The sequence below is a fragment of the Maribacter sp. HS genome (assembly GCF_048059195.1).
GTDB classification, from domain to species: Bacteria; Bacteroidota; Bacteroidia; order Flavobacteriales; family Flavobacteriaceae; genus Maribacter; species Maribacter dokdonensis.
Window position 1 is genome coordinate 303,228 of the sequence record NZ_JAYLVV010000004.1, and the last position, 14,507, is coordinate 317,734.

A 14,507-nucleotide genomic window follows, 5' to 3' on the forward strand; every position below is an offset into this window, starting at 1 on the left:
AAAATTTTTGAAGTTGCAAAGGTATTAAAAAATGGAAAGTAGCACTGTGATTTGTTTAAAACGTTAATGCTTGATTATCATTTATTTAAATACCTTATCGTTTTTGCAAAGGTGATATTTGTGTTTAAAAAGCATTACATCTTTTGACTATATTTTTAGCCTATTTGCCATAAGTATCTAAAAAGCTTGGCAGATTACCTTTTGCAGTTAAAGCGAGCAATACTTTCGATGAAGTGCAAGTAAGTTTCTAGTTTTTTGACCGGTAGTAATAAAATTGCTACTTTAAGGGTAGAACAACTATATGAAATGAAAAAACTAGCTCTTTGGGGTGGTGTTTTCATGTGCCTTTTTTTGGGGATGAACACTGCCGTTGCACAAAATTCAGATAGCGTTAGTGCAAAAGTAAACAAACGCCCTTTGTTAAATCAATTTGAATCCGATTACGTTTTAACTGCTTCGGAACGAATTGCATTGAAACAAAGTCGTATCGCATATCAATATCGTGTAAAGGAAATCTTGGATTCTGTTGAAATATCGGATCGTAAAAGAAAACGGTTGCTTTTAGAATTAAAGCGAAATCCTTTCTCTGAAAAAATTAAAGAAGCGGTCGCGGAATATACGTTGATTGAAGAATAGGAAGTGGTATAAAAAAAATGCAGTCTAATGGGACTGCATTTTTGCTTTTCTTTTTTCTAATTGTCGGTGTAAATCCTCAATCGAAGAAGCTATGGAAGCTTCAAAACTAGCTGAAGAGGATTGTGCAAATAATCGCGGTCCCGGTGCACTTAAGCGTATGTTGCAAACCATACCTGTGTCGGGGGAAGAGGTATTCTCTTTTTTGAAAAAAACATCGGATCTTACAATAAAATCATACTTATCCAATAATTTCTCTAATTTTTGCGCTGCCATAATCTCTAAACGATTACTGGCTTTTACATCGTCGTATTCAAAATTGATATTCATAGGCTATAAGTTTAGTTTAAGATACTGATTTTGGTAATGCTTCACAATTAAAAATATCTTAATAATATGGTAGGTCAATATTAAGTTTTGCTAACTGTTTTGTTTTTATAAGGTTAGCAGTTTCGGTTCCATTTTAAAATTAAGTTAAACTTACACAAACATAGTACAAATATGAAGTGTTTATCTTAAATTGAAGTAAAATTCCCACATTTTTACTTTTAAATCAACCGCCATGGAAAATGTACAGGATAAATCTCAGTGCTTAGGTAAGTTGGAACGTTGTAAAAACACTATCCAACATTTTAAAATTAGGGTAGATTCCTATTTGTATGAACCTACAACGATGGCATTGTTTGAAACCAAGGTGCATTTAAAAAATACGATTAAGAAGCTTTCAGAGGTTAATAAAAGTTTGCTTGAGTATTTAAAGTCTACTAATGACCTATTGCCGGAACAATACAACATGGTCAATTTTCATATCAGGGAAACTTCTGAACTTGAATTCGATTTTATGGAGTACACGTTAAAATTTAGAAAGCGTATTGATTCAAGACAAACCGTTTAAAAGCTTATTTCTTAGGTGATTGGTAAATTTGAATATTATTTTTCTTTAACTATTGGGTTTCTTTACATTTTAAAATAATTGTTCTTAATTTAGAGGTAGAACACTTATGAAATTGATATGAAACTATTTATGCGGCTAGCTATTTGCTGCACATTTTTTTGTACTAGTTTGTTGTACTCACAACAGAACACTACGCCTTCTGTAAAACCTAATGAAGAAGATGAAGGACCAATAATGTTTCAGTTTGAGCCTAATTATGAAACTGCCGTTATGTTGCAAAGGGCAGCGTTAAAGCAAAAAATAAAGGCACTTGATACATTGGATATTTCAGATAGAAAACGTCAACGATTGATAAAGGCATTGTACAAAGAGTCTCACAGTGTCAATTTTAAAAAATCGGTTTTAGCGAATACCGAGTTCGAGGAAGAAGAATTTGAAGATTAATTTACACTCTTTGGCATAAAATTGGTAGCGATTAGGGTGTGTAAAGTTAAACCTTATGAAAGCACCATTTTTATTTGTACTTATCTGTTCTATCATGTTTAGTTGTAAATCATCTAAAACCTTAATTGATGATGCGCATCCTATACATGCCTTAATTTCGTCAAAGAATTTTGAGTTTTCAGCTAAATCTGCTAGTCCCATGGCAACACAGAGTTTAACTGCTATTGCCAACAGCGGACTTTTACCACCTGGAAATAGTGTTTCTAGAATAGACTTAAATGGTAACGGATATTTTTTAAAAGTATTCAATGATAGTGTTTCCGCAAATTTGCCTTACTACGGTGAAAGACAATTTGGAGGTACTTACGGTATTGCGGATGGGGTTGAGTTTAATGGTGTTCCCAGCGATTATGAACAAATTTTCAGTGAAGACAAACAAAAGTATATCATCAACTTTCAAATAAGCAATAAAACGGATCGGTATACTATAACCATGCATATATTTCCCAATAAGTCTTGTTTGGTAAATGTGAATACTACCAATAGGAATACTATTCAATATAATGGCAATGTTGAATCCTTACATTCTGAAAATATAGATTAAAATTGGTCGTAATTAAAGGTAATCGATCATAAAGGATAGGCTTTTAAAGGTTTACGTGCTAATAATGTTAAGATGAGGCTAAAAAAGGAAGGTTTTTCTATAATCTTCGTTATTCCCTATTAAGAACAATACCTTTGTATCTTAATTAAGTGAAATAGTAGAAATTAATAGTATGAGCAAAGTAAAAGCAGATAGTCAAGTACGTGTACATTACATAGGAAAATTAAGTGATGGTCAGGTATTTGATAGTTCGGTAGACAGAGAACCTCTAGAAGTAAAATTAGGACAAGGTAGTTTGATTCCTGGTTTTGAAAAAGGTTTGTTGGATATGGAACCTAACGAGAAAAAGACTATCGTCATAGCTAAGGAAGATGCATACGGGGAAAAGCAAAAAGAGCTTTTTCAAACTGTACCAAAATCTGAATTACCAGCTGAAATTGAGCCAAAAGTAAATATGGCTTTAATGGCCACTAATGCAGATGGTAGTGAAAGACAATTGCGCGTAGCAGAAGTAAATGAAAATGACATAGTGGTTGATGCAAATCATCCATTGGCCGGTGAAGATTTGACCTTTGAGCTAGAGCTTGTTGAAATCAAATAAATAAACTCGGTAATAAATTAAGAACCGCCTAATAGGGCGGTTTTTTTTGGTTTAATTTCTAATGTTTTAAACCATTGAAATATTATATTTGGGTATGTATTTAAAAACACTGTTAATCATAGTTTTGGCTACTGCCATGACAAGTTGTAAAGATGTTAACACCAACACTCAAAAGGCAACGGTTAATGAAGATAATGTAGTTGAAAAGAAATCGACTGCTACCTATGAAGATTTGGAGGGCAACGCAATTTCCTTAAGCGATTATAAAGGCAAACGGGTACTCTTAAACTATTGGGCTACATGGTGTAGGCCATGTATTGCGGAAATGCCGGATATGGAAAAGGCGCAGGCTATATTAGAGAATGAAAATTATGTATTCTTATTTGCTTCGGACCAGTCCGTGGCAAAAATTGAAAAATTTAAAGAGGCACGAGGTTTTAATCTGAATTTTATAAAATTTAATGGTGTCTATGCCAACAAAGGGGTAAGTGCCTTACCGGCTACCTTCATTTATAATGAAGTAGGTGAACAGGTGTTACGTTTTGATGGAGGCTTAAAATGGGACAGTCCAGAAATGATTGAAAAACTTAGAGCTGTTCAATAATGCGTAAATTAATATGTACTGCTGTTGTATTCTTGGTTTTAGGTATCAGTTTTGGGTGCAAAAATTCAACCACTAAACCGGAACCCAATAAGCAGCTGCCACTGGTGCAAAAAATGACTTCTCCTGCTGCCATGGCTAGCTCTTTACCTCATATCATGGTAAATAAAGATGTTGCCTTAATGTCTTGGGTAGAAACTGTTGATGATACTTTGACCACTTTAAAATATTCAGAATTAATGGACGGTGAATGGCAAGAATCAGAAAATATACTGAGTGGTACAAACTGGTTCGTCAATTGGGCAGATTATCCTATGATCTCTGAAAATAATGGTAGCCTTTGGTCTCACGTTTTAAAAAAATCTAGCCTTGGCACGTATTCTTATGATATTAAAATGAACGTGAAACCAAAAGGAGAAAAACATTGGAATACAGATTTGCGTTTGCATACGGATGGCACGCCCACTGAACATGGATTTGTAAGTATAGTTCCTTATCAGAACAATTTTTTTGTGAATTGGCTAGATGGAAGAAATACCGAAATAAATGAATTAGGGGAGCGCGGGGCAATGACACTGCGTGGTGGTGTAGTTTCTGCAACGGGTAAACTTATTGAAGAATATGAATTAGATGACAGGACTTGCGATTGCTGCCAAACAACTTCCGCAATTACCGATAACGGTCCTATTGTAATTTATAGGGACCGATCAAATAAAGAAGTTCGTGATATAAGTATAGTTCGTCAGGTTAACGGGGAGTGGACGGCACCTAAAGTAATACATGAAGATGATTGGCAGATCAAAGGATGCCCCGTGAACGGTCCTAAAGTTGATGTTTTAGGTCATAATTTGGTCGTAGCTTGGTTTACCGGTGCTGGCAACAAACAAAAAGTACAACTGGTATTTTCCGCTGATGCTGGTGCTCAGTTTTCAACTCCGATTACCATAGTTGAGGGAAAGGTAATGGGTAGGGTAGATGTGCTTTGGGTAGATGAGGAAACCGCTGTAGTGAGTTGGATGGAAGCAAATGATACGACCGCCTTGTTCAAAGCAATGGCAATTACTTTGAGCGGGAAAACGTCTCAGCAACAAGTAATTACCGAAATGGTAGATTCTAGAAAATCCGGATTTCCTCAAATGGAAATTATGGAAGAGACCTTGTACTTTGCTTGGACGGAACAGGAAGCAGCCGTCACCCAGGTTAAAACCGCAAAAATGCAGGTAGAAGTGTTTTCGTTTAATTAACCGAAATCAATTCAACTTCAAATATTAATACTGAACCGCCTGGTATTCCATTGACATCAAAACTACCATAACCTAGGTGTGCCGGTATAAGTAATATGCCATTTCCTCCCTCATTAAATAAGGGTATACCCTCGGTCCACCCGGAAATCACTTGGTCTAATCCTATGGTTAGTCCATCCGTATTTTGGTCAAAAACACGTCCATCAAGTAAGTATCCTTTGTAAGCAACGGTTACATTCGATGTTGCTGAAGGTTTTGCGCCTTCTCCTTGGTTTTCAATAATGTAATGTAGGCCAGAATCCGTTTTTTGTGATTGAAGAAAATTATCTTCTAAATACGTATTAATTTGCTCTTCGTTGATTTCAGAATAATCAATTGGTTCAACAACTATAGGATTGGTGTCATCCGATAACTTGCAAGAAACCAATGCGGTAAAAAGAAATAAGCAGGTAATATATTTCATATGTTTTTTGAGGTAAGATACGTTCTAGGTTGATTATACTTTTACTCTTTAAGAAGTATTTAACCCATTTTAAAAATGATAAACTTAAACTTTTAGGCAATAAAGGTGTTCACAGAGAACCTTACACTACAATGCTTATATAAGTATTTTTGAAATTTAAGTGCTTGGGATTGCGACTCAAAAATAACAGCTTCTGTAATACTGTTGGCTAAAACAAGATGCCCAATTAGGTATTCTACGTAGTAGGTGTTGTTTTCAGAAAGAAGAACAAAATTTGGTTTCGTTGTCACGCTTATTAAATTATGGTACTAAAATAAAGTTTTTATTTTATTGATCCTAATTTTTTCTTTTTTCCTTGTTGAACAGTCTTGAGATCGTAGTGATTTTACTTTTACTGTTTCTGAAGAAAATGTAGATGTGCATCTATTTGTTTAGATGGTGAATGATTAATTTGGATTGTTTTATGATGGATAAAATCAATAGAATTAGCAAAATAGCACCTTTTGTATTAAGATAATTAGTAATTTTGCAAGTAATGAAAATTTTAGCTCACAAATTTATCTCTGTTGTTATGGCAGTTGTAGTGCTTTTATCTACGATGTCATTTAGTGTAGATATGCACTATTGTGGAGATATGTTGGTTGATTTTTCTATCATGGAGCAAGTGAAAACTTGCGGTATGGAAAAAGTTAAAACCGATTGTGAGAACACCACTATAACCGAAAAATCTTGCTGTACAGATGCTCAATTGAATGTTGAAGGAGCGGAAAGCATGAAAGTATCGTTTGATCAATTATCTTTTGATCAACAGGTTTTTGTGGCTACATTTACTTATTCTTATATCAATCTTTTTCAAGGAATTGATTCTAATGAATTTTCCTATAAAGATTATTCCCCTCCGTTTGTCAAACAGAATGTGCAAGTGCTGCACCAGACGTTTTTAATTTGATTTATTAAATAGTTCCGGTTTTTGATCGGAAATTGAGCCCTACAGGATACCTGATTTGGGCATGTTTTGTTTGTTATTGTTTTAACATCTAAACTTTTAATTCAACTATTTAATATCAATGATATATGCTAAATAAGAGCATTAAATTTCTCATAGAGAACAAGTTGGTTGCTGTATTGTTACTGGTCTTGTTTGTATGTTGGGGTATTGTAAGCACTCCTTTTAATTGGAACACGGGTATTTTACCTTCTAATCCGGTGGCAGTAGATGCCATTCCCGACATTGGTGAAAACCAACAGATTGTTTTCAGTAAATGGGAAGGTAGATCTCCTCAAGATATTGAAGACCAAATTACCTATCCTTTAACGACAACCTTATTGGGTATACCTGGGGTTAAGACTATCCGTAGCTCATCTATGTTCGGATTTTCCAGTATATATATCATTTTTGAGGAAAATGTTGAATTTTACTGGACCCGGAGTAGAATTCTTGAAAAACTAAACTCACTACCTAGTGGTCTGCTACCGGACGGAGTAAACCCCACTCTAGGTCCAGATGCCACAGGGTTAGGACAAATTTATTGGTACACTTTAGAAGGGCGTGATAAAGATGGCAATGTAACTGGTGGATGGGATTTACAAGAATTACGTAGCATACAAGATTATTATGTAAAGTACGGTCTTGCATCGGCTGGCGGAGTATCTGAAGTAGCGTCTATTGGTGGGTATGTACAGGAGTATCAAATTGATGTGGAGCCTGAAAAAATGAGGCAGTACGGTATTGGATTGGGAGATGTAGTTAAAGCGGTGAAGGAGTCCAATCAGGATATTGGAGTGCAAACCTTGGAGATGAACCAGGCGGAATATCTGGTTAGAGGTTTAGGTTATGTAAAATCAATTGCAGATATAGAGAATGCCGTAGTTACCTCAAAGGATTTTGTTTCAATACGTGTTAAGGATGTAGCTAACGTTCACTTGGGGCCACAAACTAGAAGAGGTATTTTAGATAAGGAAGGTGCAGAAGTTGTTGGTGGGGTTGTAGTGGCTAGGTATGGCGCCAATCCGTTAGAGGTAATAAACAATGTAAAGGAACAAATTGTAGAGATATCTTCTGGTTTGCCTTCAAAAATATTAAAAGACGGTCGTACATCTCAATTGACCATAGTACCGTTTTATGACCGTACGGAACTTATTCAAGAAACCTTGCATACTTTGGATGAGGCGCTTACCCTAGAGATTCTTATAACCATTCTTGTAATTATCGTAATGGTATATAATCTGCGTGCATCTATCCTAATATCGGGATTATTGCCCGTTGCCGTATTAATGGTGTTCATAGCAATGAAACTATTTAATGTAGACGCTAACATTGTGGCCTTATCGGGAATAGCTATCGCTATTGGCACCATGGTAGATGTAGGTGTAATCCTAGCGGAGAATATGATAAGACATCAAGAGGACGATAAACTACGCCTTAATGTCAATGGGGAGGAATACACTACCAATGAAATTATTTATAATGCCACTTCAGAAGTTTCTGGAGCCATACTAACGGCAGTTTTAACCACTATCATTAGCTTTTTGCCTGTATTTACCATGATAGGGGCAGAGGGAAAACTTTTTAGGCCATTGGCATTTACAAAAACCATGGCATTAACGGCATCACTGGTTATTGCACTTTTCTTAATACCGCCCATTGCCGCATTTCTTTTCAGAAAAAGAAGTATAAAAACAGGTACGGCCTATGTTGTAAACGGTCTTTTCGTAGTACTTGGTATCACTGCGGTAATATATGGTTTTTGGCTAGGTTTACTGTTAGTTGCCTTTGGGATAATTGCTTTTTTAAAGTTGAAATCATTTATCTCTACAAGCCAAGAAAATCTTATCAATATAGGTGTTTCTACTTTAGCAATCGTAATGTTATTGGCAACGTATTGGAGACCACTTGGTTTTGATCGAAGTATTATTTTGAACTTGATTTTTGTCTCCATTATTTGCTTTGGTCTTTTGGGGGTTTTTGCAGTTTTTAGAAGATATTATGATCAAATTCTACGTTGGGCACTAAAAAATCGTTTGCTCTTTTTAACGATTCCCACTACTGTTTTGCTATTGGGGTTCTTGATCATGAGAAATACGGGTAAGGAATTTATGCCGGCACTTAATGAAGGTTCTTTCCTCTTAATGCCCACTTCTTTGCCACATGCCGGTGTAGAAGAGAATAAGCGTGTATTGCAGCAGTTAGATATGGCAGTTGCCGGTATTCCTGAGATAGAGACGGTGGTAGGTAAGTCTGGTAGAACGGAATCTGCACTTGATCCAGCTCCGCTATCTATGTATGAAAATATGATTCAGTATAAGTCTGAATATATGCGGAATAGTAATGGTGATAGACAACGTTACAAAGTAAATAATGATGGCTTGTTCGTTCTCAAAAATGGTCAGTTTGTCATTAACCCGAATAACAAGATTAATGAAGACGCCAGTTACAAAGCATCACAGCTTAAGACAACTGCTACAGATAAAGATCTGATAGCGGATGAAGACGGATTATATTATAGAAATTGGCGCCCCGAAATTAACAGTCCAGATGATATTTGGAACGAGATCGTTAAAGTGACCAAATTTCCAGGTGTGACTTCTGCCCCAAAATTACAACCTATAGAGACCAGGCTTGTAATGCTACAGACCGGTATGCGTGCTCCAATGGGTATTAAGGTGAAAGGTCCTGATCTTAAAACCATAGAGAATTTTGGGCTGCAATTGGAATCTATTTTAAAAGAAGTAGATGGAGTCAAAAAGCAAGCTGTATTTGCAGATCGTATTGTTGGTAAACCATACCTGCTAATTGATATTAAACGTGATCAGCTAGCGCGTTATGGACTTTCTATTATGGATGTGCAAGAGGTGTTGCAGGTTGCCGTTGGGGGTATGCCATTAACACAGACCGTTGAAGGAAGGGAGCGTTACGGGGTAAGGGTTCGTTACCCTAGGGAATTAAGGTCCAATCCCGATGATTTAAAGAACATATATGTTCCTGTAAAAAATGGGTCTCAAGTACCCTTGGGTGATCTAGTTACAATTAGGTATGAACAGGGTCCGCAAGTAATTAAAAGTGAAGATACTTTTTTAATAGGCTATGTATTGTTTGATAAATTAGATGGTTTTGCCGAAGTAAATGTTGTTGAGAGTGCCCAAGCTTTAATTGATAAGAAAATTGAAGAAGGCAGCTTAACAGTACCTCAAGGTATAAGTTATCGCTTTACGGGAACTTACGAAAACCAACTAAGAGCAGAGAAAACCCTTTCTATTGTGGTGCCCATGGCATTATTGATCATTTTCTTGATCTTATATTTTCAATTCAGGTCGGTAACCACATCCTTAATGGTGTTTACAGGTATAGCGGTTGCTTTTGCCGGCGGGTTTGTAATGATCTGGCTTTACGGACAAGATTGGTTTTTCAATTTTAGCTTGTTCGGTGAAAATCTGCGCACACTTTTTAATATGAAGACCATTAACTTAAGTGTGGCCGTTTGGGTTGGTTTTATTGCCTTGTTCGGTATTGCTACAGATGACGGCGTGGTCATGGCAACCTATTTGACCCAGACATTTGATAGTGAGAAACCTACGGATAAGACCGGAATTAGAAAAGCAACTTTAGAAGCTGCAGGTAAACGCATTCGTCCTTGTTTAATGACTACCGTAACCACAATATTAGCATTGCTACCGGTATTGACATCCACAGGAAAAGGTAGTGATATTATGATACCTATGGCAATTCCAATATTTGGAGGAATGATTATAGATATCACTTCATACTTTTTAGTTCCGGTATTGTTTAGCTGGAAAAAAGAATATCAACTTAAAAAATTAAACAGATGAAAAATAGTATACTAAATATCTGTTTTTGGTTTGTTGTTCTTTCCGTAAAAGCACAACATGTTCAAAAGTATATAGAGGAAGCGGTTGAAAATAATCCTGAGATTCAATCTCTGGAATTAAGATATCAAATTGCGGATGAAAAAGTAAATGAGGCGGCTTGGATTCCTAATACGGAAATAAGTGCCGGCTATTTTGTAAGTGAACCGGAAACTAGGGTTGGTGCACAACGTGCAAGGATAGGGGTAAAACAAATGTTGCCATGGTTTGGTACAATTACCGCCCGTGAAAATTACGCCACCTCAATGGCAGATTCGGAGTATGTGGAAATCGTTATCGCAAAAAGAAAATTGGCGCTATCGGTATCCCGATCATATTATGAGTTATTTCTAATACGTTCAAAGCAAGGAATACTTGAACAAAATATTCAACTATTACAAACCTATGAGCGCCTGGCATTGACCTCGGTACAAGTGGGAAAGGCCTCTGCGGTAGATGTTTTACGATTACAGATTCGCCAGAATGAGCTACAACAGCAAATAGAAATACTAGAAGAAGCTTTTATTTCTGAACGGGCAGCCTTTAATATTTTACGCAATAGAGAAGAAAATTCAGCTGTGGAAATAGTTGCCTTATTGGAAATTCCCAATGAAGATTTTGGTATAGATACAGAAAAACTTGCCCTTAACCCAGAGCTATTAAAATATGATAAACTTTATGAGTCTGTTGTAAAATCAGAATTGCTTAACCAGCGTGAAAGTGCACCTGCAATTGGGTTTGGTATAGACTATTTACCGGTTAGCGAACGTACCGATATGGTCTTAGATGACAATGGTAAAGATATTTTAATGCCCATGGTTTCAGTTTCAGTGCCCATTTTTAATCATAGGTATAAATCTATTTCCAAGCAAAATGAATTACGAAAACAAGAAATAGAATTTCAAAAGAACAGTCGCCTTAATGTATTGGAGTCTGCTTTTGCAAAAGCGATATCAGAACGTAACCAAGCTAGAATAGCCTACAACATTCAAAGTAAAAATGTAGCGCAGGCCAAAGATGCCGAGCAAATTCTAATTGCCAATTATGAGACCGGCACAATTGACTTTAATGATGTGTTGGACATACAGGAACTACAGCTCAAATTTGAGTTGAATCAAATAGCATCTATTCAGCAATACTACCTGCAATCGGCAATTATTAATTACTTAATAGACTAGGCTATGGACAAGAAATTATTTGTAAAGAATATGGTGTGTAGTCGCTGTATTAAAGTCATTAGAAGTGAAATTGAAAAGTTAGGTATTACATTGAAAAATATTGAGTTAGGGACAATTACTTATACGGAAAGTTCTAATGATGACTTTGTGAATATACAATCGGCATTAGAGCAAAATGGTTTTGAAATATTACTTGGTCAAGAGCAACGATTGGTAGAACAAATAAAAATTGAACTCATTAAATTGTTACAAACATTACCGTTTCATTTAGAACATACACTGTCTAAGTATTTAGAGGGTTTAATGGGCTTGGAGTATTCAAAGATTAGTAAGATATTTTCCGTGAATGAAAATGTTACTATTGAAAAATACTTTATAAAACTTAAGCTGGAAAAGGTGAAAGAATTGGTGCAATTGCAAGAATACAACTTTACCGAAATTTCACAATTACTTGATTATAGCAATGTAAATCATTTAAGTAGGCTTTTTAAGAAAGAAACAGGTATGAGTTTAACGGAATATAAAAACAATCAGTTGAATAGAAGAAACACCTTAGACGGAATTACGTAGATAAGAACCATAATTATGACACAATAAATTTTAATTAGTGCATAATTTTATTTGGAAAAACTAGCATATGAAAATCAATAAAATACTAATGTTTTTAATAGCCTTGACTTATGGAGTTTATGGTCAAGAAGAACAAGGTAACGTTAATAATCTTCCAGTAAGAGAGCACACGATTACATTACGTGAGGCTACTGTTAATAAGGCGGGAAAAGATGTTATGGGTATGACCGTTGACGGTACAATTCCTGGTCCAACTTTAGAATTTACAGAAGGGGATTACGCGGTTATATATGTAAAAAATGAAATGAGTGTAGAGACTTCTGTGCATTGGCATGGTCTATTGCTACCAAACTATTATGATGGAGTACCATATTTGAACACGCCGCCTATAGAACCGGGACATACTCAAAAATATGAGTTTCCAATAAGGCAAAGTGGAACCTATTGGTACCATTCCCATACTATGTTACAAGAGCAAAGTGGTGTTTATGGTTCTATTGTTATAAAACCAAAGGAAAAAACTTTAGAGTATGACAAGGAGTTGGTTTTGGTGCTTTCTGACTGGACTAATGAAAAACCTATGAACGTACTTAGAAACCTTAAACGTGGAAATGAATGGTATGGCATTAAAAAGGGAACGGCTACACCCTTGAATCAAGTTATTTCTCGTGGGGCTTTTGGGGCACAATTAGATTTTTGGCGACAACGTATGGAAGGTGCGGATATTGCAGATGTTTATTACCCAGCTTTTTTAATTAATGGAGAAGAAAGTATTGAATATTCCCAGTTTAAACCTGGTGAAAAAGTGCGTTTAAGAATTATAGACGGGGCTGCATCTACATCATTCTGGATGACCTTTGGGGGCAGTGATCCGTTGTTAGTGTCGGCCGACGGTCTTGACGTAGTACCAGTTAAAAAGAATAAAACATTTATAGGGATAGCAGAAACATATGATTTTATTGTGACTATTCCTGCAGAGGGCAAAATAGAATTCAAGATTATGGCGCAAGATGGATCGGGAACGGCATCCGCGTTTCTTGGTACTGGCAGAATTTTACCTGCTCCTACAATTCCTAGACCCGATAAAATCGGGATGATGCAGAAAATGGCAAAAATGGATATGAAAATGGGGGCTCATGCCTTGAAGTTTCGTCCAAAAAAAGATGAGCGTTTTGAGATCAAGGCCGAATATGGAATGCAAATGGATAAAATGGAGCATTCAAAAACGGCAGAAATGGATATGAAGAAAGATAAACCAATGTCTGGTATGAATATGACCAAAGACTCAATGTCAATGTCTATGGATCATTCTAATATGTCAGGAATGAATATGAAAAAAGAGCAGACTATGCCAGCAATGCAAATGGAGGGTATGGATATGTTTGCCGAATATAATTATGATTACTTAAAGTCGCCTGAAAAAACTAGCTACGACAAAAATGTTCCCGTCAAAGAAATATTATTAAATCTTACGGGTAATATGAACAGGTATATCTGGAGTATGAATGGAGTACCATTATCTGAAGCCGACAATATTAAGATAAACAATAAAGAGGTTACTCGTATTACTTTCAATAATCTTACCATGATGCACCATCCTATGCATTTGCACGGGCACTTTTTTAGGGTACTCAATGATAATGGGGAGTATTCACCTTTAAAGCATACTGTAAATGTACCGCCTATGCAACAGGTTACCATAGAGTTTTATGGTAATGATGGCGATGAATACGGTGATTGGTTTTTTCACTGTCATATACTTTACCATATGATGGGGGGTATGGCTAGGGTAGTTTCTTATGATACACCTAGAGATCCTAGAATGAAGGATTTTCCGGTCTCCAAAATTATAGATGAAACAAATGAATGGTATTCTTGGGGTATGGCGGATCTGGCTTCCCATACTAGCGGATTTAATTTGGTTACATCAAATATTAGAAACCAATTCAATGTTACACTTGAGTATGGTTGGAACCAAAACTTGGAAGCTGAAGTTACGTATGAATATTATTTACATGATTATTTGCGTGTATTCGGAGGGGTAAACATGGAAAATGAAATTCAGGATAGTTTAGATGAATTAAGTACAACAGCTGTTGTAGGTGTAAGGTATTTGACTCCGTACCTGTTTAATTTAGACGTTCGTACAGATAATAAACTAAGACCCCGTATTGGTGTTGGTCGTAGTGTAATGATATTTCCTAAGCTATCTATTTTCGGATATTATGAATACCAAATTGATTTAGGGTTGGTCAATGACCTTCCAATGAACAAAGACTACGTTTCAGAAACGGTGTGGAGTGCGGGAGCGGAATATATGCTTTCCAGAAATTTTTCACTAATGGGTAGTTATGACAATCGTTTTGGAGCGGGAGCAGGATTATCGGTAAGGTTTTAATCAAATAATGAAT

Annotated in this window: 14 protein-coding genes; 12 read left to right on the forward strand and 2 right to left on the reverse strand. The window is 36.1% G+C overall.

Annotated features, from left to right (window positions below; all coding sequences use genetic code 11):
* The first annotated feature begins 306 nt into the window (after nucleotides 1-306).
* On the forward strand, nucleotides 307-636 hold the full coding sequence (locus VBZ51_RS10790) for a hypothetical protein (RefSeq protein ID WP_071342334.1): 330 nt from the start codon (nucleotides 307-309) through the stop codon (nucleotides 634-636).
* 24 nt (nucleotides 637-660) lie between these two features.
* On the opposite strand, the gene VBZ51_RS10795 is transcribed toward VBZ51_RS10790, so the two are convergent.
* A complete protein-coding gene (locus tag VBZ51_RS10795) occupies nucleotides 661-963 on the reverse strand; it encodes an HPF/RaiA family ribosome-associated protein (RefSeq protein WP_058102867.1) in 303 nt (100 codons plus the stop codon).
* 232 nt (nucleotides 964-1,195) lie between these two features.
* Here VBZ51_RS10795 and VBZ51_RS10800 point away from each other — a divergent pair, with 232 nt between their 5' ends.
* From VBZ51_RS10800 to VBZ51_RS10825, 6 genes are all read left to right on the forward strand, one after another.
* Nucleotides 1,196-1,528 carry a hypothetical protein gene (locus VBZ51_RS10800; RefSeq protein ID WP_058102866.1) on the forward strand — a complete coding sequence of 111 codons (333 nt, stop codon included), beginning with the start codon at nucleotides 1,196-1,198 and terminating at the stop codon, nucleotides 1,526-1,528.
* A 171-nt stretch (nucleotides 1,529-1,699) separates the two neighbouring features.
* Nucleotides 1,700-1,972: a hypothetical protein gene (locus tag VBZ51_RS10805; RefSeq protein WP_091603929.1), complete on the forward strand. Its 273-nt coding sequence runs from the start codon at nucleotides 1,700-1,702 to the stop codon at nucleotides 1,970-1,972.
* A gap of 55 nt (nucleotides 1,973-2,027) precedes the next feature.
* On the forward strand, nucleotides 2,028-2,576 hold the full coding sequence (locus tag VBZ51_RS10810) for a DUF4251 domain-containing protein (RefSeq protein WP_416576921.1): 549 nt from the start codon (nucleotides 2,028-2,030) through the stop codon (nucleotides 2,574-2,576).
* A 172-nt stretch (nucleotides 2,577-2,748) separates the two neighbouring features.
* Nucleotides 2,749-3,177 carry an FKBP-type peptidyl-prolyl cis-trans isomerase gene (locus tag VBZ51_RS10815; RefSeq protein WP_416576922.1) on the forward strand — a complete coding sequence of 143 codons (429 nt, stop codon included), beginning with the start codon at nucleotides 2,749-2,751 and terminating at the stop codon, nucleotides 3,175-3,177.
* Nucleotides 3,178-3,271: 94 nt separating this feature from the next.
* On the forward strand, nucleotides 3,272-3,781 hold the full coding sequence (locus VBZ51_RS10820) for a TlpA disulfide reductase family protein (RefSeq protein ID WP_348427366.1): 510 nt from the start codon (nucleotides 3,272-3,274) through the stop codon (nucleotides 3,779-3,781).
* Nucleotides 3,781-5,022 carry a hypothetical protein gene (locus VBZ51_RS10825; RefSeq protein ID WP_416576923.1) on the forward strand — a complete coding sequence of 414 codons (1,242 nt, stop codon included), beginning with the start codon at nucleotides 3,781-3,783 and terminating at the stop codon, nucleotides 5,020-5,022. The genes VBZ51_RS10820 and VBZ51_RS10825 overlap by 1 nt, the downstream gene beginning before the upstream one ends.
* Here VBZ51_RS10825 and VBZ51_RS10830 read toward each other — a convergent pair.
* Nucleotides 5,015-5,485 (reverse strand): FKBP-type peptidyl-prolyl cis-trans isomerase, encoded by a 471-nt coding sequence (locus VBZ51_RS10830; protein ID WP_210707172.1) that lies wholly within the window; start codon nucleotides 5,483-5,485, stop codon nucleotides 5,015-5,017. The two genes, VBZ51_RS10825 and VBZ51_RS10830, sit on opposite strands and share 8 nt — an antisense overlap.
* A 535-nt stretch (nucleotides 5,486-6,020) precedes the next feature.
* Here VBZ51_RS10830 and VBZ51_RS10835 point away from each other — a divergent pair.
* The 5 genes from VBZ51_RS10835 (at nucleotide 6,021) to VBZ51_RS10855 (ending at nucleotide 14,494) form a co-directional block, all read left to right on the forward strand.
* Nucleotides 6,021-6,434, forward strand: coding sequence for an HYC_CC_PP family protein (locus tag VBZ51_RS10835; RefSeq protein ID WP_416577195.1), 414 nt, complete (start codon nucleotides 6,021-6,023; stop codon nucleotides 6,432-6,434).
* A 125-nt stretch (nucleotides 6,435-6,559) separates the two neighbouring features.
* Nucleotides 6,560-10,312, forward strand: a complete 3,753-nt coding sequence (locus VBZ51_RS10840; protein ID WP_416576924.1) for an efflux RND transporter permease subunit — start codon at nucleotides 6,560-6,562, stop codon at nucleotides 10,310-10,312.
* On the forward strand, nucleotides 10,309-11,526 hold the full coding sequence (locus VBZ51_RS10845) for a TolC family protein (RefSeq protein WP_305521044.1): 1,218 nt from the start codon (nucleotides 10,309-10,311) through the stop codon (nucleotides 11,524-11,526). Before VBZ51_RS10840 ends, VBZ51_RS10845 begins: the two co-directional genes overlap by 4 nt.
* 3 nt (nucleotides 11,527-11,529) lie before the next feature.
* Nucleotides 11,530-12,096 (forward strand): helix-turn-helix domain-containing protein, encoded by a 567-nt coding sequence (locus tag VBZ51_RS10850; RefSeq protein ID WP_215998181.1) that lies wholly within the window; start codon nucleotides 11,530-11,532, stop codon nucleotides 12,094-12,096.
* Between the two features lie 67 nt (nucleotides 12,097-12,163).
* Nucleotides 12,164-14,494 (forward strand): multicopper oxidase domain-containing protein, encoded by a 2,331-nt coding sequence (locus tag VBZ51_RS10855; RefSeq protein WP_416576925.1) that lies wholly within the window; start codon nucleotides 12,164-12,166, stop codon nucleotides 14,492-14,494.
* The last annotated feature ends 13 nt before the right edge of the window (nucleotides 14,495-14,507 follow it).